General features: G+C 38.8%; 15 protein-coding genes. 1 reads left to right on the plus strand and 14 read right to left on the minus strand.

Translation table 11 applies throughout. The features are described from left to right. Window positions 1-24 precede the first annotated feature (24 nt). The 8 genes from BLQ81_RS16230 to BLQ81_RS16270 all read right to left on the minus strand — a co-directional run bounded on the left by BLQ81_RS16230 (window position 25) and on the right by BLQ81_RS16270 (window position 9848). The gene (locus BLQ81_RS16230; RefSeq protein WP_092732236.1) at window positions 25-2193 is read right to left on the minus strand and encodes a cation:proton antiporter; all 2169 of its coding nucleotides are present in this window, start codon (window positions 2191-2193) and stop codon (window positions 25-27) included. 599 nt (window positions 2194-2792) lie between these two features. Beyond that, window positions 2793-3551, minus strand: coding sequence for a malonate transporter subunit MadM (madM, locus tag BLQ81_RS16235; protein WP_092732120.1), 759 nt, complete (start codon window positions 3549-3551; stop codon window positions 2793-2795). A gap of 1 nt (window position 3552) precedes the next feature. Continuing rightward, window positions 3553-3909: a malonate transporter subunit MadL gene (gene madL / locus BLQ81_RS16240; protein ID WP_245693285.1), complete on the minus strand. Its 357-nt coding sequence runs from the start codon at window positions 3907-3909 to the stop codon at window positions 3553-3555. A gap of 86 nt (window positions 3910-3995) precedes the next feature. Continuing rightward, the gene (locus BLQ81_RS16245) at window positions 3996-5477 is read right to left on the minus strand and encodes an acyl-CoA synthetase (protein ID WP_092732126.1); all 1482 of its coding nucleotides are present in this window, start codon (window positions 5475-5477) and stop codon (window positions 3996-3998) included. A 503-nt stretch (window positions 5478-5980) separates the two neighbouring features. Further along, window positions 5981-6673 carry a 6-phosphogluconolactonase gene (pgl, locus tag BLQ81_RS16255; protein WP_092732132.1) on the minus strand — a complete coding sequence of 231 codons (693 nt, stop codon included), beginning with the start codon at window positions 6671-6673 and terminating at the stop codon, window positions 5981-5983. After that, entirely contained in the window at window positions 6674-8056 is a 1383-nt protein-coding gene (gene zwf, locus BLQ81_RS16260) for a glucose-6-phosphate dehydrogenase (protein ID WP_092732135.1), read from the minus strand. Window positions 8057-8159: 103 nt separating this feature from the next. Then, window positions 8160-8819: an ROK family protein gene (locus BLQ81_RS16265; RefSeq protein ID WP_092732138.1), complete on the minus strand. Its 660-nt coding sequence runs from the start codon at window positions 8817-8819 to the stop codon at window positions 8160-8162. 411 nt (window positions 8820-9230) lie between these two features. After that, entirely contained in the window at window positions 9231-9848 is a 618-nt protein-coding gene (locus BLQ81_RS16270) for an NADPH-dependent F420 reductase (protein WP_092732141.1), read from the minus strand. Window positions 9849-10729: 881 nt separating this feature from the next. Here BLQ81_RS16270 and BLQ81_RS16285 point away from each other — a divergent pair. Next, window positions 10730-11302 (plus strand): hypothetical protein, encoded by a 573-nt coding sequence (locus BLQ81_RS16285; protein WP_092732150.1) that lies wholly within the window; start codon window positions 10730-10732, stop codon window positions 11300-11302. 79 nt (window positions 11303-11381) lie between these two features. On the opposite strand, the gene BLQ81_RS16290 is transcribed toward BLQ81_RS16285, so the two are convergent. The 6 genes from BLQ81_RS16290 to BLQ81_RS22790 form a co-directional block, all read right to left on the minus strand. Then, the gene (locus BLQ81_RS16290; RefSeq protein ID WP_092732153.1) at window positions 11382-11996 is read right to left on the minus strand and encodes a HipA domain-containing protein; all 615 of its coding nucleotides are present in this window, start codon (window positions 11994-11996) and stop codon (window positions 11382-11384) included. Between the two features lie 15 nt (window positions 11997-12011). Beyond that, window positions 12012-12233 carry a type II toxin-antitoxin system Y4mF family antitoxin gene (locus tag BLQ81_RS16295; protein ID WP_092732156.1) on the minus strand — a complete coding sequence of 74 codons (222 nt, stop codon included), beginning with the start codon at window positions 12231-12233 and terminating at the stop codon, window positions 12012-12014. Between the two features lie 395 nt (window positions 12234-12628). Continuing rightward, window positions 12629-13246: a hypothetical protein gene (locus BLQ81_RS16300; RefSeq protein WP_245693286.1), complete on the minus strand. Its 618-nt coding sequence runs from the start codon at window positions 13244-13246 to the stop codon at window positions 12629-12631. A gap of 113 nt (window positions 13247-13359) precedes the next feature. Next, complete coding sequence (locus tag BLQ81_RS16305; protein ID WP_092732159.1) at window positions 13360-15870, minus strand: DUF4268 domain-containing protein; 2511 nt, start codon at window positions 15868-15870, stop codon at window positions 13360-13362. 9 nt (window positions 15871-15879) lie between these two features. Then, window positions 15880-18225, minus strand: coding sequence for a hypothetical protein (locus BLQ81_RS16310; RefSeq protein ID WP_139183654.1), 2346 nt, complete (start codon window positions 18223-18225; stop codon window positions 15880-15882). Window positions 18226-18291: 66 nt separating this feature from the next. Then, window positions 18292-22623 carry a DUF7149 domain-containing protein gene (locus BLQ81_RS22790; RefSeq protein WP_245693287.1) on the minus strand — a complete coding sequence of 1444 codons (4332 nt, stop codon included), beginning with the start codon at window positions 22621-22623 and terminating at the stop codon, window positions 18292-18294. Window positions 22624-22653: the final 30 nt, after the last annotated feature.

Below are 22653 nucleotides of genomic sequence, written 5' to 3' on the forward strand. Positions count from 1 at the left end.
GTCTTTTTTTTAAAAAACCGAGTTTTACTTATTCCCGAAAAGCTTGGAAACTGTTGTTTTAAAGTTGGCATAATGCTCAGCGGGAGTTTGAAAAGGTGTGAAAATAGCCTCTGCATGGGAGGGAATCTCCTGATCAAAACCCGCCTGCATGGGATAGATCAGGATGTAATTAATTGTTTGATAGTATTTATTAAGGTATTTGGGAACCTTCTTCATGATGGGGTCATAAGAAAGCCCATTTTTCCTGCTTAAAACCACAATTAAAGCATCGTTGGTTTTAAAATCCCTTGAGATTATCAGGAAATCTTCCCAATCTTCAAATGGAACATAGTCCACAGGAAGATCCTGTCTCTTCTGAACTTGCCTGATGTAGCCAATAGTTTCTCCGGAAGCATAAAAAACAAGTTTGGCACCTGTATTCGATCCGATGTTCCAAATTCTCAGAAGCCAGAAAACAAACCCCATTTCCTTTTCAGCATTGGGAGGAAGCACAACCAGGTATTTGTTGACGGTATTGAGTGGTTGGAAATTTTTATAAATGAATGTAGTGATGTTACAGTTTTTGAGTATTCCTTCTGTGAGTTGACCCAGAAATGATCCCGATAAGTCCCGCTGATTGTGAAGTCCCAGAATCATATCCGTTGCTTTGTTTTCTTTGACTACGCTGGTGATCCCGTTGATGATATCGGAATCGTAGCGGATCAGTTCGGTGAGAATATTGTCTGTGCCGGCTGCAATTACAGAGGCTTTTTCCAGCAATTTTTTCGCTGCTTTTTCTTTGGATTCATCCTTGGCATTAGAGGGGACAATGTTCAGGGCAAGCAGGGAATTTTTTGATTTTTTTTGTTTGATAGTGATTCCTAAGTTGATCAATTCCTCCATATTCTCAGGATAATTGATCGGAATGAGGATTTTTTCCTGACGGGCTTCGGTATCCTCTTCTTCATTATTCTCCTCCTCTTCAATTGCCAAAGCGATGGCACCTTTTTGGGCAACAAACGAAGCCATAGTGCAGGTTACCAAAATCATGAGGATGGTTCCGTTTAAGACACTTTCACCCAACAATCTGATGGGTTGGCCATCCGGGCTTTCACCAAGAATGATATTGTAGCCTACCAAAACAGCCGCTAGGGTGGCAGCCGCTTGGGCATTGCTCAATCCGAATATTACATTGCGTTGGGCAACCGAAAAATTGAAGGCTTTTTGAGTCAAAAAAGCAGCTAAGAATTTTGCCAAAGTAGCGACAACAGTCATGATCAATGCCACTGTGATGGTCTCCCATCCAATGAAAAAGACTCTATAGTCAATCAACATGCCTACACCGATCAGGAAAAATGGAATGAACAGGGCATTTCCTACAAATTCGATCCGGTTCATCAGTGCGGAAGTATGAGGAATCAGGCGATTGAGTGCAAGTCCCGCGAGGAAGGCTCCGATAATGGCTTCAATTCCCGCTGCCTCGGCAAGGAAGGCAGCTAAAAAGACCATACCCAAGACAAAGATATACTGGGAAATGCTGTCGGAATTTTTGGTGAAAAACCATCTTCCCAAAATGGGAAAAACAAACCAGACCACTGAAGCGAAAATGCTAAACAATACAATCAGTCGAATCCAAAATTCTGAGTTTATTTCGCCTTTAGTCATGCCAACAATCACTGCCAATACCAAAAGGGCCAGGGTATCAGTGATCATCGTTCCTCCCACAGTAATATTTACTGCTTTGTTTTTGGTAACTCCCAACTTACTGATAATCGGGTAGGCAATCAATGTGTGCGAGGCAAACATACTGGCGAGAAGAACCGAGGTATTCAAAGGGAAATTCAAAACATAAAGACCTGCCAATGTTCCCAAAGTCATGGGTATCAAAAATGTCAGCATCCCGAAAATCAAACTCTTTTTGCTGTTTTTTTTGAAATCGGCCAAATCGATTTCAAGACCTGCCAAGAACATTATATACAGCAAGCCTACAGTTCCAAACAACACCACACTGCTGTCTCTTTCCAAGAGATTTATTCCGTTGGGTCCAATGACCGCTCCGGCAATGATCAATCCGATGAGTTGAGGGATTTTAAATTTATTGAGGATAATCGGGGCAAAAAGGATGATAAAAAGAATGGAAGAAAAAATCAGCACCGGATTCCCCCAGGGTAATGAAAAGTTCAAATCGGCTAGGAGTACAAAAGAATAGGTCATGGTAAACATTTTTCCAGATACTAAGCTAGGTTGTTACGCGTTTCCTTTTGTAAAATGTCACAGGATCTTTTAATATTTTGTATTCACTCATGAAAAACTTACAAAGTTCAAGCTCAAATTTTAGGATATATTTTAAGAAAAAAACTTTTGATAGAATAGACTCCAGCCTAATTTAAGCCTCATTGACCTGCGAGAATAGACTGTTTCAGATACTACAATCCTGATCCGCTATTTTGGCTTAAACTGTAAATAAGCTCCCCTCTAAAATTTGAATACTCGGATGGCTTTGCCTAATGACAGGGGGTTTGACTTGGCAAAAAACACAAAATGAGATTTTTATAATTGAATATCAGTAAATTATGTAGTTGTATTAAAAATACTATTAAAAAATCGTACCATAATTCAGTTTCAATCGTATCAAGAATTAATCAAAAAAAGCTAAAAACTTTCTTTTTGATTGATTTTGGTTTAATGAAAAACAAAGATCCGGGTTGATGGCCCGGATTTTTGTTTTTGGAGCAAATGAACCAATCCTAGGCGACCACCTGCTTCAGCCTTAATTTATTCATCAATTAGGATGGTAGACTTTTAGACCCAAATTAAAAGATCCAGTCTAGCATAAGGAAAAACAGTGAAGGGCATACCAAGCATCCTAAACCCGTGTAAAAAGTAGCTGTGACGGCACCATAGGGAACTAATTTAGGATCTGTCGCTGCCAACCCTGCTGCCACTCCGCTGGAAGTGCCCATGATTCCCCCAAATGCCATGGCAGCAGAAGGATTGCTAAGACCTATTTTTGAGGCTAAAATTGGGGTGAAAATGGTGACCGCGATCGTTTTGACCACACCTGTTCCGATGCTGAGGGCAATTACTTCAGAACTGGCCCCAAGCGCACCACCCGTGACAGGTCCGACTATATAAGTGCAGGCACCTGCCCCGATGGTGCAAAGGCTTACCGCATCCCGATAACCCCATGCCCAAGCCATGGCCACTCCGGCCACAAAAAACACCAGTATACCTAAAAGGAGCGAAATCAAGCCAAGTAAGCCGCTTTTTCGAATCAACAGAAAACTTGCGCCCACAGCTGTCGCGACGATGGCGAAGTCCCGAAACATGGATCCCCCCAGCAATGCCAAACCTTTAAAGAGACCCAAATCTGCCAGCCCATTTTCTCCTTTTCCGATGACGCCACCCAAATAACCAAAAGCCAAGGCGAGAAAAATGGCGATGGCCGAACCAGGAACTCTGGAGTTAAGGATTTTTTTGGAAAAAAGGTCAGTCAGCCAGGTGAGCAATCCCACCAGTAAAAACGCAACAACTAGCCCGTTTTTGTCAATTACTTTTATCAATTCCTCCATTTCAGGTGGTTTTGAAGGATTTCATCATAAAATAGAAAACAGCAAAAGCGATAATCACGGGGACAATTCCTGCAAAAATGGCCAAGGTACCTGAAGAAATGGCTGATTTGACATTTAGGCTTGCAGCCATCGCAATCACCACCGGTATGTAGAGCTTATTCCAAAATTCGATACCAAATTCCAATTCACTTTTCCACCAGCCCCTACGGGAGAAGTATTCTTTGGACAGGATCAGGAAAATCATGGCAAATCCGACTCCACCCACATTTGCGTGGATACCAAGCCATGAACCCAACAGTTCCCCGGTCCACATGCCGAGAATAAATGAAATTGAAAGAAATGCGAGGCCTTTGATCACGGCAGGAGGGTTTGGGTCGTGAGAATTGAATTTGGCAATAAAATTTGGTAGATGGATTTAATCTAAGGTTTATTGACTTCAAGTATTTAATTGAAGAGTATTTTCAAGTCATTCTTTACCACTTTCCCCATGGCATTTCTCGGCAGCTCGGTTAGAAAAATGTATTTTCTGGGTGTTTTATAGGCGGGCATTCGTTCCCTAATCCATGCATTCAATTCTTTTAAGTCAAGTTTTTCAGTTGAAATAATTGCCGCGGCGACCAATTCACCCCATTCTTCGTCCAGGAGTCCAACTACGCCGCAATCATCGATTTCGGGATGTTTACGAAGGATTTCTTCAATTTCAAGGGCTGAGATTTTATACCCGCCGGACTTGATAATATCGACAGAATCTCTTCCCAGAATTCTGATGTAGCCATTTTCCACAGTTGCAATATCTCCTGTCATAAACCAGCCATCCGACGTAAATGCTTTACGGGTAGCTTTCTCCTTTCCCCAATATTCCCTGAAAACAGAAGGGCCCTTTACCTGTATTTCTCCAGGTTCTCCTTCCGGTACGTTCTTTTGATTTTCATCGACAATCCGGATTTTGACACCCGGAAGAGCTTGCCCTATATAACCAGCCCTTCGCTCTCCTTCATAGGGATTACTGATTGCCATCCCTATTTCAGTCATTCCATAGCGTTCCAGTAGGTAGTGTCCGGATAGTTGCTGCCACTTTTCCATCACCGATACAGGAAGTGCTGCCGAGCCCGATACCATCAATCTCATTTTCTTCAAGCAATAGGAAATTTCAGCCAGTCTCCTTTCTGACTCTGATTCAAACCGTGTAATCAACTTGAAATAGATAGTAGGTACCGCCATAAATACCGTCACTTTTCCTTCTAAAAATATTTCAAAAACCTGCTTAGCATCAAAAGGATAAACAAACTGAACAGTAGCACCTGCCCAAAGTGAACAGGAAACCACATTGATAATCCCGTGGACATGATGCAGTGGAAGAAGACAAAGTGTATAGTCCTGAGAGGTCCACTTCCATGCCTCAATCAGCGTAATGACTTGAGCTTCTATCGCAGCATGTGTAGTCAAAACTCCCTTAGGCAAACTTGTGGTGCCTGAGGTATATAAGATCATTGCTCCCCGGTGTGAAGCGATGCTTGGTAAGTTGATACTTGTTTGATTTGGAATTCCATCAGCTAGACGAATAAATTGCTTTGATTGGTCCTCAGCATACGTCTGTAAAAGCTGCTCATATTCCGGTCCCACCAGAATCAACTCGGCCTCAGTATCCTCAATGACATATTGAAGTGAGGGGAAAGGATAGGTAATGCAAAGTGGAACGGCAATACCTCCTGCCATCCAAATTCCCCATTGAACCGCTACATAGTCCAGACCCGGAGAAACCATATAGGCAACGCGAGCCTCCTTCAAATCTTCCTTATCCTGAAGTAAGAAGGAAGCAAGGCTTCTGGTTTTTTCGATCAGTTGTTGATAGGAATAAGAACCGGTATGGTCAACAATGGCAATTTTTGAGGGATTTTGGTAAGCTTGGTGAAAAAGAGCGTCCATGTAAAGCAGCTATCAGTTATGGGTATTCCGTAAAGCTAAAGATTTATCCTTTTCGCCTGGAATTGAATTTATGAGTATTGGCTTTTCATCCTGTAATTCCAGAGGTAAAGGTGAACCACCCCTTGGAACAAGACCAATGAGTGGAAAAAAAAGCTGTCTCATAGATATCGACAGCTTTTGTTTATTAATTAACATGATTATCCGCAATTCTGCCAGTAAGAAAAAATGAGCCAGGAAGATGGCGGATAATCGTCCACAGACGACAGTCAACTGTCCACGGCTCGTTTTTTGGAACTTCAAAACTTAATTTATTTGGCTACTGGTAGGAATGCGGATCTACAGATTAATTAAAATGTATGTACAGGACATTGCCAGTAGCTTTTGAATAGACTTTAAATTACCTAAAAACACCAAAAGTTAGGGCTCTTCGGACATCGGACACCCGACATCCGGTCCAAATGAGTTATGAAATTAGCTTACTGGCAGAATAGCGTATAATCATATTAATTAATCTCAACCGAGGCACTTTCCTCGGTGAGTACAATCGCATGATACTGATCAATTTTTCCTGCAGGGATCGAGGGGTCTTGGTGAAGCAATCGGTTGAGCATTTCAGCTTTTTCTGCCCCTGTAATTACCCACAGGATTTTTGCTGCCTGATTGATCAGTGGGTAGGTGAGTGTCATTCGATGCCTGCCTTGGTAGGTGTCGCCGGTGATTGCCACGGTTTTGTCTTGGACTGCTAATACAGCATCACCCGGAACCAGAGAGGCTGTATGTCCGTCGGTGCCTAGCCCTAGGTGTATCAAGTCAAATTTCCCATTTTCTGTCAGGCGTGTGATGTGGTCAGCGTACTCTTCGCAGGCTTCGTTGAGATTGTCAGCAGTCACCCGCATAGGGAAAATATTTAATCGCAATACGAGTTTTGTGCCTTCAATTGCTTTAAAAAGCTGGGTGAGATTTCGATCAGGATGGGCATCAGGAGCTATTCGTTCGTCCACTTGGAATAAAAAAACTTTTTCCCAATGCAAATCTTCCTTTGCCAATTCCTTAATCATCTCCCAAGGTGTACGTCCACCACTGATTGCCATGGTGAAAGATCCTTTTCGGGTGACATTTTCCCGTATTCGATCTGCGATATAAATTGCTGCTTCTTTTGCGACTTCATCCGCAGATTGAAAAGTTCTGATTTCCATTTATTTGTGCTTGTTTACTACAGGATTATTCCAGCCTCCCGGAGGGTTGATTTGTTCGTTCACATTCTCAGGTCCCCAAGTTCCGATATCATAGGAGTGGACGGGATGATCCTGAGCTAAGTATTCATCCACGATTTTCCAAGCTTCCTCCACATAGTCCTGTCTGGCAAAATGGGTAGGGTCTCCAGCCATCGCATCTGTGAGGACACGTTCGTAGGCTTCTTTTTCATTGGGAAAAGGAGTAGGGTTTCCCTGGACTTCGGATAGTACCGAGGCCATATCCTCACCGGGTGCCATGATGAGCATTCCAAAAGCCACTTTGACGTCAGGACTGATTCGGAATCGGATGTGATTGGGTTGGGTGGCAATTGAAGAATAGGCGGAGGTCAGATGCTTAAACTGCACCAATATTTCGGTCGAGGTGACAGGCAGGTTTTTCCCAGCACGAATGTAAAATGGCACGCCTTCCCATCTCGGGGAATCAATGTGCAGCCTTATGGCAGCGAAGGTTTCGGTCCTTGAATCCTCCTTCACCGCTTTTTCCCCCAGGTATCCTTTGTATTGTCCGCATATTACATCCTGAGCGCGGAGCGGAGTGATGGCTTTCAGAACCCTCACTTTTTCGTCTCGGATGGATTCACTGTCGAGTCCATTGGGAGGCTCCATGGTCAGGTTGCAAAGTACCTGAAAAAGATGGTTTTGAATCACGTCTCGGATTGCACCTGTGACATCATAGAAGGCTCCACGGCCTTGAATACCAAAATCCTCCGCCATGGTGATCTGCATGCTTTCAATATGCTTATTGTTCCAGACAGGTTCCAAAAGTGAGTTGACAAACCTGAAAAAGACAATGTTATTAACCGGTCTTTTGCCGAGGTAATGGTCAATCCTGTAGATGGAGCTTTCTGAAAATTTCCCAAGGAGAATTTTATTCAATGCTTTAGCTGATTGCAGATCAGTACCAAAAGGTTTTTCGACGATTACTCTGGCACCATCAGCGCAGCCTGACTGCTCAAGTTGGGCGATGATTTTTGGAAATAAAACGGGAGGAATAGCAAGGTAATGGGTTGGATGCTGTGCTTTTCCCAAGGCTTTTCTGATTCGAAGAAATGTCTCCTGATCGGTGTAGTCGCCGCCCACAAAGGCGAGAAGACTGCAAAACTTCCTGTATGATTCCTCTTCGTAGTGACCGTGATTTTCAATGCTTTCTTTGGCCCGAGCCCGAAGTTTTTCAAGATCATAATCCCCACGCGCTACACCAATGATCGGACAATCCAAGTTTCCCCGTTTGACCATCATGTGAAGGGCTGGAAATATTTTTTTAAAAGCCAGATCGCCGGTAGCACCGTAAAAAACCAAGGCATCAGATTTGACTTGACTCATGAAAGAAAGGGGATTAGGTTAATAGTTTAGTTGAGAGAATCATGTTTGCTGATATTGGCAGCTAGTTTTCAGAACTTGACTCGACTTACCAGGAGGGGGCGATTTAGTATTTATAGGATTTCTCCCAAAGTCGAAATCCCCCGGTGAATGCGTTTTTATTGGAACCCAAGCGACAATTGTCAGGGATGTTGTCCAAAAGTTTGGAATTCCCTCCTCCGAGTACAATTTGATCCGGTTGAAAACAATGGTTGAAATGGGCAATAGTCTGGTAAACATGCTCTTTCCATTTCGGCTTGCCCAGCTTTTTCATTGCCCCATTGCCTACGTGCGTTTCAAAAGTTGCGAGCTTAAAAGGCAAGTGTCCGCCTTCCAGAGGAAGAATCAGGTCTTCATACACCATAGCAGTACCCAAGCCGGTGCCAAAGCCCATAAAAAGTAATTTTCCGCCTTCATAGCTACCCAAAGCTTGCATTGCCGCATCGTTGATGATCTTTACAGGACATCCGAAGGCCGAGGCAAAATCAAATTCTCTCCAGCCCATGCCCATGTTGACGGGATCGGCGACGATCTTTCCATTTTTCACCACACCCGGAAATCCGATTGAGATCGCCTCATACTCCCATCCCTTTGCATTTTCTATTACCAGCGGCACCAATTGTTGTGGAGTAAACATATCTCCGGAAGGTATTTTAATTCGGTCAGGTTGGCCTGTTGCGAGTATTTTAATGTTGGATCCTCCGATGTCGATTACCAGTACTTTCATTTGTTTTGAGGTGTTGAGGCTTTGCCTTGACGGATTAGGATGAAATAAGAAGGGTTTTTTAATTAATGGATAAAGATAAACAATCCTTTGGCTTGAAGGGGACTGAATACTCCCTGATTTCTAAATCAGCAAAATTCCAGCAGATGATTTTTCCAAATTTAAAGACCAATTGACTGCGTGTCATAAATTAATCTACTTCAATACTTTAAAATTTGAAATTATATTCTGAAATATAAGAGTATGGCGAAACACCATTAAGGATTACAGCAGCATATATTTTTTATCAAGTGTTTTTTTTCACACTTCATATATGCGTTGAGTGCATTCATTTTAAAAAAAACAGACATAATGAAAAAGAGTGGGACCTTTCGATCTCACTCTTTTTGTAAGCGGGTGATCTAAAAAATAAGATTAGGCCGAAACCAATTTGAAATGATAGTTGGAGTGTTCCTTTTTATTCCAGCTGATTTCTTTGCTGAGGTGATAGAAAGCCTCCAAAAGGGGAGCATTATCCATTTTTCCTGCATCTATTGCACGGAATCCGATAAGTTCAATAAGTCTTTTAATTCGGATCTTTTCAAGCTCGCTGTCTCCACAATAATAGGTTTCTTTGATTATTCCCAGAAAATCCGAATTAGGATAATCAATGCCCAAATTGTTAAATGCTTTGAAAAGAATAGCTTTTGGTGCTGCTTTGGAAATTAATTTAGTATTACTTGTTGCGAGTACTTTGTCATAGTTTGCATTGGTGCAGTCAACAATAAATTTCCCATCCAAATCCACATTATTCAGAGCGGCACAGACTTCAACCAAGTTTTTATTGTCGCAACAGATCAGAATAATCTCCGATTGAATAATCGCTGATTCGAAAGGACAAATTCTGTTTCGGACAAGGTTGAGCATTTTCCAATCGTTGGATTCTGTGTCAAAGTCGTTTCTTACTCCGAAAACCACTGAAAGTCCTGCTTCCAGGTATTTTTTTCCCAATGTTTTGGCAAGCATGGTGCCACCAAGAATTCCAAGTTTCATATAATTTGATTTTTTTAAGATGAAGTTAAACTCCAGAAAATCAGTAATAACAATCGAAAACTAGATTAAAATATCAAATTATCAAAATTTTATTTTGAAAAAAATAAAAAAACAACATATTATCCATTTACCAGTTATTAAAAAACAAATTTTGGTATTCAAAACCCAAAACAGCATTCTGGCAATTATTCAAAAAGCAATGATTATGAGCGTAAAACGTCCTTGGCTTTTACTTTTTATTGTTCTCAAAATGAGCCCATTCTATGGTAGGTAATACAACAGGTTTAATTTTAGAAGAAATGCCTCGGGATATTTTCGGGATGATTTTTTTTGGAAGAAATCGGTAAGTTACTTCCCGATACAGAAAGTGTAACTATTTGTAATTAAGATTTTGTTTATACGCTATTCTGCAAGTAAGCAAATTTAATACTCAACTGGACCGGATGTCGGGTGTCCGATGAATCCTACTATTTGGTGTTTTCAGGAAATTTTAAGTCTATTCAAATGCTACTGGCATAGTTCCGTATATACCTATTGAGATATATATTGAAAATCGGTACAGATATGGTACAAAATCGAGTTGGACTTTTCTTTCGCGATTCGAATTCGATTTATTCTTCGGTCTTTTCAGTCATTAGGTGGTAGGGCTAATTCCAGTCATCCTTAATCCACTACAAACTTCTGTAGCTAAAGAAACACCTGCAGATTTATCCTATGATTAGCGAACGAAGGATGCAGAATTTTCAGTACGGGTTTTGTTACAAATTCAGCAGATGATACATCTGTCAAAAGCTCTATGACATGCTTATCACCGCTAAAATTCCTTTTGTTTGTAATACTGCATTTAATGATTAATTTGAAATTAATTTTTAAATTCATCTATGAGAAAAATTGCATTTCTTTTGATTCTTGTTTTATTCTCCCTAGTTGGGTGTATGGAAGTGGAAAAACCGCTTACTGATCCTTATGGCATATATGCTGTTGAATCCATGGTTTCGGCTATTCCGGTTGATTTCACCGATTCAGGTGAGCAAATCACCGAGCACGCTGCTAATTTTTTAATGTGTGGACCAGGAGTGTTTTCTATAGAATGGCATCTGAATAGGCAAACTCCAATTATGGATTTTGACACATTCTTATTTGTGGATTGGATAAATCCAAAAACACAGGAGAAGGAAATTTTAAAGGGATGTGGATTTTCGAGGAGGATTGTAAACCTTAAAGAAGATGGGGAACTGGAATTGATGTTTTTTGGTGGAGAAGAAGCTGTTTCATCTAATCCAAAAAGTTTTCTTTACCAATTCGAAGTAAAAATTTTGGAGTATTTTCCAGATGATAAATCCATACGGATGGTGACTGACCAGCAGTTGTATGACTTTTTTTCTGAAGAATATGTTGAAACTGAAATCACCTACTTGTTTTCCTATGCGGGGCCTGTTTTCCAACTAAATTAGTCAAAATAAAAAAATCACCTTTTTCCGGGTGGTTTTACTCAGATTCAAACGCTGAGAGTAGTTTTCTTTATCTGTCATTTCAAATTCCGGCGAACTTCTTTACTTCTAAAGTTACCCTTTCTTGATAAGCCTTTTTAAGATTCTCTGTGAGAAAAGACTTTTCGATCAATGCGGTAGCCTTTGGCAACCATTTTTTTAGTCTATTATAAACTCCGTTGATTTGTTTTTCATTTAGTTTCAAAACTTCGCCAAGCCTATCAAAATATCCTTTGTTGAAATTCCTCTTTTTTCCACCTAGTAGGAGAGCCGTGTCTTCCTTGTCTTTTGGTAGAATGATTTTGACATTGAGTAAATCATAGGCAGGAGATAGTGTCCAGCCCTGACCGGTTAGCCACATGGAGAAGTTTTTCAGGTGCATGTCATTGTTGCCAATGACATAATTAAAAATGGCAAGCTCGAAAAATCGCATTTTGTCGAGTACGATATTGGTGGATAATTCACCAATTGTTTTTCCCAAGGTTTCCATATTTCCTTTGTATTTGTCTTCCAGCTCCAGAATCTGCAAGAAATCAATCATGTGGATTTTTGAATGATCCTCTTTGCGGTCTATTCGCTTGGTGAGATAGGACAATTCGCCCGAAGCCAATCTGATTAGTGTAGACGGTACCACTTCAATGTTAAACAATTTCGCCATCCTGCTAGCTCATTGTTATACTTGATTATTCCTGCTCGCATCTTTTTCGTGGATTGGTGTCAATATGTGGCCAAACATGCTGAGGACTTGGTTTACTTTCAACAGGCTTAGGTTTTCTTTGCCTTGTTCGATTTTCCGGATAACAGTAAGTGCAACGCCAGCTTTGTCGGCAAATTCTTCCTGAGTCATCCCCAATTGCTTTCTTCTGGTTTTTACAAATTCGGCTATTTGATTCATTCTATATGTATTTACATATAAATGTAGAAAAAAGATTTGATTTATATGCTTTTACGTATAAAAAATAGTTTTGATTAAATTTTATATGCTTTTGGATATAATTTTAACCAAGTCTTTTACTGTGAGGGATAGAAAGTCACTCTAAAGCTCATTTATCTGGTTTTTTTAAACGATAGAAATAAGTTTAACCGCTCATAGGATCGATTTGGCAGAAACCGAATTAGCTAAATTTCACTTCATTGTGGACACAGTGTGTGCACAAAGTTTATCCAAAGGGTCGAATTGGGTTTTCCATGCAAAATGGGTAAAAAGCTGTTTTCCGTTTCAGCGTTTATCGTCTAGATTACGAGCATTATGCAAAACCTGCATAGTGCTTTTGAAGATTAAACTAATAATCACCGTAACGTATTCGACTCTTGGTCCAAAAAGAAATCGGCATCGATTTTCTTGTGATACTTTCCAAAGGCTGATTTGTGAAGTATTGACTTATTCAGTTCCTGGACTGGCAAAATGTACAATTCAGCCGGATCTGAAGCTTTGCCTCCAATTCCTAAAACAATGAAGACCGGATAGTTTTCTTGCTTTGCAAAAGCCTTGTACCGCTCCAATTGCCCATCGTTGGCGAAGCGGATATAATCACCTTTGGGTTCAGATCTCCATTTACATTCCACAGCGAGAGGGTAGGATTGACCTCGAAGATTTAACGACAATTGAAAATCCGGCTGTGTGGTAGTATCTGCATATCGGCCATCTACAAATTTATCTCCAGCCCAATTTCGAATTTTGAAGTATTTCTTGTCAAACTTCTGGATCACAAACTTCTCGAAACCCAAACCTGCTTTTTGGTTTAGATCAATTAACTCTGTTTCGTTTTCCTCTTCGGATTCTTGCAACTCCTTCTTGATTTTATTGATGGCTATTTCCGGATCTTTCCCTTCCGTAATGGCGATTTCCAGGATCAGCTTTTCTTCTTTGGGGGTCAAAATGCCATCAGCTTTAACGGCTTGAATCACTTGCGATAAAGATTCACCTTTAATTGACTTTGATCAAACCAAAAGGATAATTCCGGAAATCAATAAAATTCCGCCGAGGATGATTAGGGATATGGGAAGCATGCGGGGCATTTTTACTTTAGCTCAAATACAAACGGGTCAAATGCGGCCTGAAATTTTTGAAACATTTCTAAGAAATAATCATTTCTCTTTGCCCACTCATTTTCGTTAAAGAAATCAACATCAGTTAATTCGATTTTGATTCTACTCATCTTACTCTCAGGTAATTCCTGCCATTCAATTGTTTGTCCTAAAGCTTCTTCTATCATCTCTTTTTTGGAAAATAGTCGGCGGAAGTATGATTTATTGATCTCCTTACTGGATGTTACTATTCCAAGTTCAATTCGTGCAATTGACTTAGTATTTGTTAATGTGTATTGAAGCCCTGAAATACCAGCTCCTACACTTAACCATTGATCATTTGAAGCATTAATGTTTTGGAATAGATTGATTTCTTGAAGTAAGGGCAAAAGTTGAAGCCAATATTTTTTCCGAATTGTATACCTAGGAGGTTCTCCGCTATTTACAGGTCCAGTTTGATACTTAATGATCAATTCCTCCTCCATCTCGAATAGTGAAAGAAGTTTTTTGAGGATAGTAAACTTAGAGTTGCTGTCAATATTCGATTCAAAATAGTATCCATTATCCAACTCTTTCCCATCTCTAAAATCAGCTTCATTTCTGGTGATTTTCAGAATATCCTGACCACTTACCATCACTTGGTAATTCTTTTGAAATAGAGCTCTTAATACATAAAAATACATTTGAGCCACAGCATCCTCTTCAATCTTATTATTATCAAAAATGAAATATTCCAACTTTTTAAACCTTGGTTTCTCGGCATCGAAAATATTTTGTTCTTCGTCATTTTCTCCGTCAAAGACTACCACATCAGGGAGCTTCCAAATTTTTAGAAATCGCTCATAAATGATTTCAAATCGCTCCTCGAAGTGTGGAATTGTCCATTCATCGATTTTTTGAAGATAAGAGTTTAGCCAAAGTCTACTGTGAATATAGCCTTGCTCTTTTCCATCAGAGTTCATAGCTTTTTTCTCTCCAAAAGTTCTATTACTTAACGCTCCGTTATTTCCTGACAGGGTAAGGTTTGCAATGGTGTTCAAATACTTGTCTTTAAACTCCGAAAACTGCTCTCTGGAAAGTTGTTGTTTCCATTCCTCCGTGGGCGTTCTGGGGAAAATGTGTTCTATGGTAATCGCCTCGTTTGAAGTGTCGACATATTCCTTGTTTTTGTAGTTTTCCAATAGCTCGAAAAAATAGGATCTGTTCTTTGTTTGGATATTATAAAGGTCTTTGTCCTTCAATGCCAATTTGACTTCCTCATTGGTAGGGAATTTAGAATTACCTCCTTTTCTCATCAGGGCCTTTTCGATCGAAGTCACATATTCCTCTGTATCAATTTCCGAGTATAAAGTCATAAAGACTTTGTTTAAGGCATTGGTAGGTAAACCCACAATAAATCTTCTCCAGGAAAAGCTTTGGATCAGTTTGAGAATAGCTACCAGATCGGAAGTTTCAATCAATCCGTTTTCCACATCTTCAAATACCTGAAGCAGGAAAGGGTAAGTTACATTGATTTCCAATCGGTTGATATATTCCAGTTCTTTCCGAACCTGCTTATCCGTGACTGTAATGGGATTGACGAGTTTCTTGTAGTGAAATGAAAAGGATTTTATTTCTTCTAACTCGTGGTAGAAATCTGCTTCATCTTTATCCTGAAAGAGCATCTTGAATTCCTGATAAACCTTGTTTTTGTTTGGAATCTTTTTGGTTTTCAGGGTCAGGTAATCCCGGATAAAATCCGAAACCAATGAGATTCTTTTGGAAAGATCCTTAGCATTTTCCTCAATTGGACTCCAGATGGATTCAAAGATTTTGTCTTGATCAGCAGGCGGGAGATCCATCAAAATGAAATTTCGAATCAGATCAGACTGGGAAAGATCAAGACCGGTGGAGTTTAAACTTTCAAAGATCCGTTGAGGGTCGTCTTTGCCTCTTTCGAGAGAAATCTCCACAAAAATAAGCCGGTTCAAACCCTCAAGAATGACTTGGAAAGTGTCGGCGTTAATCTCAGACCTGAAAAAAGTATAGTTCTCCTTGACATTGGTGTATTCAGTGATTGACTTTTCATTGCCAAGAAGAATGGCTTTGAAGGCAATAGAATTGCGATCTGTTTGCTTCAGTTTAAGCTTGTAAGCCTCTTTTTGGACATATTGATTAACCAAAAACATATTGTAAAGTCGCTCCGATTCTTGGGTTGGTAGATTCTCTTTGGCAAAGCGGTAGAGCGCAGCAATCAGGATATTGATTGTCGTCAACCGCTGCTGCCCGTCGATGATCACCAATTCCTTTACTTCATTGCTGGTACTGTAAACTCCATCATGAATAAAGACGATGCTTCCTATAAAATGGGAAACCCGACTTTCATCCGCCACTTGGATGATATCTTTGAGCAATTCCCGACACTCTGTAATGGTCCAGTCGTAATTCCGTTGATAGATCGGAATTACAAACTGGACATCAGGTGATTTTAAAAATTTGACTATTTGGAGTTCGTTAGCTTTCATTTAATTAATCTATACATTATCAAAAGGTTTTATCTTCTTTAATTCATCAAGATCTCCGCCTTGTTGGAAAAGATCTCCTTGACTAATACTAATTATCTTAACAGATTTAGGGAACCAACAATAACCTAAAAAATCAACATCAAATTGAATCATTTTTTTCAATTCATCAATACTATATTCGGAAAATTCCTTATACTTATCAAGTATATCTGGGTGATCGTTTAACTCAATTCTTTCAAGATAGATATGGAGATCATCTGAAATATTTTCCATATTTTTCCAGCGATCTATAAATTCAGAAGGTGGATTTTCAATCTCTTTCCAATCTCTGTGTTTTATCATCGGCTTGTCTTTGGATTTCATAATAAACAAACGGCCACTCCTATGCCTTCCACCATCGAAAGAAAAAATTGGTATACCTTTATATGTGTAATCTTCTAAACCATTTTCAGATTTAATTAATCCAATTTTTAGACTATTGTTTAAAAATTCAAGATTTAAATTTGCGGAAATTATTATATGATCTTTTAGATTCAAAATGTCAACCGCCTTGAAAATCTCATTAAATTCAACAGTATAGTTTACGGTTGCTATGATATCGATTTTGTCTAAAATGTGTGCGTAATAATTATTTTTTATATATCTCCCTAAAATTTTATCGTAATCAATATAGTGAATAGTTGGATCTGACAAAAATGCTTCTCGATTTAAAGGAATTATTGTGCCTCTTATTGTTTCCATAAAATTACTAACTTCATCTCGATTCTCCTTATCAATATCATTTCCTTTAATTCTAGAAACATCTAAATAAACCTCTTTTATGGATCTTACAGTATTATTAATAAGAGCCTCTATTTTTGAAGAATCTAATTCACCCCGAGATAACCTTTCTTCGGTCTGAATTTCAAGATTGTTTCTAAAATTGTTCAAATAATCAGTTGGATATGGGATATCCTTCAATAAGCAATCTCTTCTAGTTATTAATGCTAAGGAAGTTTCACTTATAAGACTTTTATTTTTGAAAATTTTCTCAATACGCCTTATGATATTTGGAAGTTTTTGTGCAAGAGCTTTCTGACTCGGGAGATCCTTTGGTAATGATAATGGTTGAATACTATCTTTTAAAGCAGTGCCGTAATCATTAATCCAAGAATATAAAAATAATATCAAACAAAATTCTGAAATGTAGAATTTGGAATCTTTTTGAAATCCAATTGAATCAAATTCTATGTCATCAAAATAATATGACATTGTCCAATTCTTTTCGAAGATATCTTTTCGAAACTCAAAGTATTGATCAAAAGCTTTTTGTGGAGTAAATTCAAGCAAAAATGTTTTGGCGGGAAGATTTTGAGTATATAAAACTAAATCTTCTAATAGCCTATATTTTCTTTTATAATAAATAATAGCTAAAAAGGAAATGTTAAATTCAATAATTTTTGATTTAAATTGGATGATTTTTTGATTTTTAATAAAGCTTTCATCTGTAACCTTTGATTTTTCATCATATTGAAGATATGATCTTCGCAAATAAAGGTTGAAAAAATTATAGAATATTTCCCAGTGTTTTTTTATTTTTGAATAATTACTGACTTTTATTAATAAAATAATATTATCCCAAATAGCAACAAATGTTTGATTGTTAAATGGCTTTGGTCCATGTATTCCCAATGAATATGGTAGATAAAATTCCGTTGAATAAAATTCAATCGCTCTGTATCTTGTTTCTATGTTTGAACTTTTAATAAATGATTCTAGAATTTTAAAATTGTTATTATATATTATTGAATCAAATGATAATTCGGTTTCATTTTCATTATTTAATTCTTTTGAAATATTAGATATAAGGTAAAAATATCGTTGCCTTATATTTGTCTCTAGAGGTATATCATCAAATTTTATTGCAAAGCAATATAGGTCTGTTATTATTTCATGATGATTGTTTAATATTTCTTCAAAAAAGTTAGCTCTATTTGGTTTAATTATGTTTTCAGATAATAATTTTGAAATTTGTGTTTTTTTAAGAATGTGCTCAAATAAGTCGGAGGGATTACTGTATTTTAATATTAATTCAATATATAGAATAAATATTCCGATCAATAAGATAAGAAAAACGAATGCAAGAATGTTTAAAAATTCATAGTTTAAAATAGTCAATCCTGATAAAATCAGGGAACTTATTAAGCAGTATTTGAAGTATAAATGATATTTTTCTTTTTTAAAGGAATCAATGATTTTACTTGAAGAATATACCTCATTCAGTTTCGATATCGTTTGGATAATTATTGGATATGAAATTGCAATAATTGTTGGTAAAAAAGCTATTATTAAACTATAAAAACCTTTATCTCTCAAAGGAAGAAAATTTCTTATATTTTCTATAAGATCCGTGTAAGATAAGTGATGTAGTAACATTTTTATTTATTTATAAATTTTTATTATCCCAATCTCCTCCTCACTCAATCCATAAATCTCATAAACCAATTGGTCGATTTCGGCTTCGAGAGTTGAGATGTCCGAAGTTGGATTTTGATTTTTTGATTCAATGATTTGATTCAATATAGTTTCTATCATTTCCCTTACTTGGCTTAATGGTTCTATAATTGGGATTTGGGCTAAGTACTGTCTAATGAATCTCAAATAGCCACCTCTAATTGTAGACGTTAAGTTCGAATAGATGAAATGAACCATTGAAGAATTGATAAGCGCCAGCAAATATTGGTCAGCCTTGGGAATTATGTATGCTGTATTGACACAATAGATATGATTCGTATCTAAAATAGCTTCTGCTTTTATTGAAATATCGGGCAGCATAATCTTCTCCTTTTCAAATTCTCCATAATAATCACATGCTCTCAATTCCCACCAAAAATCCCCCTGATCGGTCCTTTTTTTAGCTGCGTTTTCATACGGCTTAAGGTGATTGGCTATTGCAGGATAATTGCTTTGGAGCCATTGCCATGCTGGATCATAGTTCATATAACCATATCTTGGTGGTTCGTTCACCTGACTGATATAATTGGGATCATCTTTTGGTAGGTTACTTTTTATCGTAAATCCTTTCGGAAACAGAATCAGATATTTCTCAGGGGTAGGGGTTTGATACCTTTTAATTTCTCTTCCGGCCAAAAAAGGTTTGATCACCTCCGCACTTCTTGGATCTTCAGAGATAAGTCGGTCTTTGGTTTCCCGATCGATGACAAAAGCTTCATTGTAACCGGTTTTAATCCCATAAAAGATTTTTCCTTCCACATATTCCGATAAAGGAACTCCTTTGGATTTGAGCTTGAGAAGGAGTGCCTGGGACCGACTGTCAGCTAGCGTCCAGCCACTATCGGAAAGACCAAGAGGGGAGACTTCCAGTTGGTTCTCCCTTAGGTAGTTTTCCATTCCTGTGGGAAAACTCAGGGTATCCAAGTTTACGGCTTTGAAATTTTTGCTTGAATTGCTTTTGGAAAGGGAAATAATCAACGGATAAGTAGTGGCTTCCTCAAAAACCTGCAAATCACCAAAATCCAATAATTCATTGATCTGAAAGGTTTTGACATAGTTCCGTAACGACTTGCCATATCCGGCCTGCATCCATTTATTGGGGATGATAAAGACAAAGTCACCTGAGTCTTTAAGTAGTTTCATGCTCAACTCCACAAAATAGACATAGAGGTCCGCGGTCCCGGCAAATGTTTTAAACCTGCTCTGCAAATAGGGTTTTAAGTCTGAAAATTCCTCCTGTCTAATGTAAGGAGGATTGCCTATCACCATGTCAAAACCTATGTAATCCCCATCATCATTAAGTACCTCAGGAAACTCAAATCGCCATTCGAATGCATTTTCATAGATCTGGTTGGCTTTGATTTCTTCGAGTTCAGTTTCAAGCTTTTCCAGCTCAAGACTGACTTTATCGATTCTTTCCAATCTGGTCTTTTTCTCTTTCGCTGTTTCTTCGAAGAGCCCAGTCTGCATGGTTAGGTTGTATAGTTCTCCACCGAGTTTGGCTTTTCTGAGAATCTTTGGGTCGTTTTTAGCAATTTCAGAGCGGAAGTCAGATTTGATCGAATTGATCAATCGCTCCATTTCCCGCTTCTCTTCCTTGTTTTCTGCGTTACGATAGCGATCCACAGCAGATTGGTATGCTACGATAGAGAATTTACTTTTCTTCAGGGCTTGACTTAAATCCTCATCCAATGCAAACCGGGAAACCAAGGAATTCCCACATTTGATGTTGATATCAATGTTTGGTAAGGTTTCCAGTTCCTCACTTGACTTATAATAGGCGCTTTTTAGTAACTCAATCCAAAGTCGAAGCCGGCAAATTTTAACGGAATTGGGATTGATATCTACTCCAAAAAGGCAATTTTCAATAATGGTCTGCTTTTCATGGAAGAGGGTTTCTTGGATCCGATGGGACTCTTTGTTGGTTGGATTATATTCAAAGAGCTCTCCGTCTTCATCTGTAATGATCAATTCGTCATTTTCTACCTCAACCACATATTCCTTAAGCCGCTTTCCCGATCTATCCTGCAGAATCCGTAAATCATTCTTGACTGAGATGATTTCATTCAAAGCTGAAACCAGGAAGTGTCCGGAGCCTACCGCCGGATCACATATTTTAATGGAGTTGATGATGGCGTTGGCTTCATCATATGAGAAGTATTCATTTGGGCCAATGATATCATACACATCGGAGAGCGAATTTAATTCTCTGGTATTTTTACCCTCACCCTCGATCCCTCTCCCAAAGGAGAGGGAGGAGAGAATCGTTTCCGAATGGTGTTTTACTGCTTCAAAGATTTTTTCGGTTTCCCAAATTGCCTCCTCGTTTGAAAATCGAAGTATGGTTATTCCTAATTCCTTCAGTTCATAGGATCTTCCCTCATCGTATTCTTTTTGTCCAATGTCTTCATGATATCCGCCGTCCAATTCTATTCCCAGCATTAGTTCATTACAAAAAAAGTCTAGAACGAACTTTTGGGCAACAGGATGCTGTCGTCTGAATTTGTAACCTAATAATTTGCGGTTTCTTATCAATTGCCATAGGAAGTCCTCGGCCTTGGTCGGATTCTTCCGCATCTCCCGAGCATTCTCTAATAAAATTGGATCTATTTTCTGTACTCCAAGCTTGATTTGGGCACTTTCCCCTCTCCTCAAAGGAGAGGGGTTAGGGGTGAGGTTGCTTGAGGGATTTAGGGCGTGGGTTCTTAAAGCTTCCTTAAACTTCTGTACCACTGCCCTGCGGATGGTCTCGCGACACATATACATGGTGATAAATCCGGGTGTGAAGAATGAACCGTCTTTGTATCCGTTGATCTTTTCGAAGATCAAGCCAAGCACAGAAGCATTAATCAGCGTTTTGTTGTCCTCCTGTATTTCTTCCGAGCCTTCACTGGCAAAATCATAGGCATCCAGAAATTTGAAAAGGTAATCGAGGGTAGAGAGAGATCCTGTCAGCTTTTTACCCTGATCATTTTTCAGAACCGTGGAAGAAATCACCGGAATGGTTTTTTCATTCTTTAGGAAATTGATCATGATCGTTTTCTGCTCCATCTCCGTTGGCTCAAAAAGCGAGGAATTGAGATAGGGGACTTTTGCGAAAGCATGCTTTACATCCTCATTTCGTTCGTCCAGCCGTTTGGCTAAAACCTGAAAGAAGAGTGCGTTCAGTTCATCGTAATCATGAATGATTTTTTTGTTCAGGAATGCATAAGTCTTATCCCCTTTGTGATAGGTGATCAACTGAGCTTCCAAAAGTTTAAGAAAAAGGATTCGGTTGATCCAGGTTATACTCAGTTCCAGTCCGACATTAAACAGTCGCTCTTCCTGCGTACTTCCATATTGACTTGGCTTATCAAGCTGCCCAATCTTATCTAAAGAGTCGAGTTGAATGATTGCATCTTCAAGAATGCTTCCGGAATTCCGCTTTTCTTTTTGACTCCTTTCGATCAGTTTCTTTCCACCTGCAGCTGTCTCTGTTAATCCAATAATGTGAAGTAGCTCAGAGTAAAATCGTTTATCCAATGAATTGCTGTCATTGGCAAATGGCAGCTTCAGCAAATGCTCAGGAGAGAGAAGCTTGTAAAGAGCGATTAGTTTATGGTCATCCTTTTTGTCTGCATTCCGCAGGGGTTTCTCATAATCTCGGATAGAAAAGTAGGTAAACTCGATTTGATCTTTGACCTTTTCGATGGCCGGTTCGGCGATGTTTTTATAAAAGAAATCAGTTTTGATCTCAGAGAGACGACCTGCCTCAAACTCCTGAAACTGCCTGACTAATGCCTTGTCCAGAGCAAAATATCGTTCAAAAGTTTGCGCGTCAAAAATGAACCATTCATAGATATTGTTGATAATTAAATTCTTTACCTCAAGATTGTTTTGAGTGATACGCTCCCGGAGATAATATAGGACAAGCTCTTGAAACGCCTTTGAATTGAGATTGGAAGCAGAAATCATCTCTGCTTTATTGGTCGGTTTTTTTGCCTCAATGATTACCCCTACACTGGATTTGGCCTTGTCTCCCGTATGAATGACTAGGTCATTTCGACCTTTGGTGTTTACAAAATGATTGGGATCGTAGTAGGTTCTCTTTAAAAAATCGATTACCAAATTCTTATGAAACTCCTCAGATTCGGCTTCAGTGATATGATCGATAAGCCTAATTAGGTTTGTCTTGAATTGCTCGATTGCAGTTCGATTAGGCTTTACTTTTAGGTATGCTTTCTTGAGGGCTTGTTTTGGCTTGAGTAACTTATCGTACATTCGAAATGAGCATGCTTGGTAAAAAAACTG

Source organism: Algoriphagus alkaliphilus (assembly GCF_900103735.1).
Lineage (GTDB): Bacteria > Bacteroidota > Bacteroidia > Cytophagales > Cyclobacteriaceae > Algoriphagus > Algoriphagus alkaliphilus.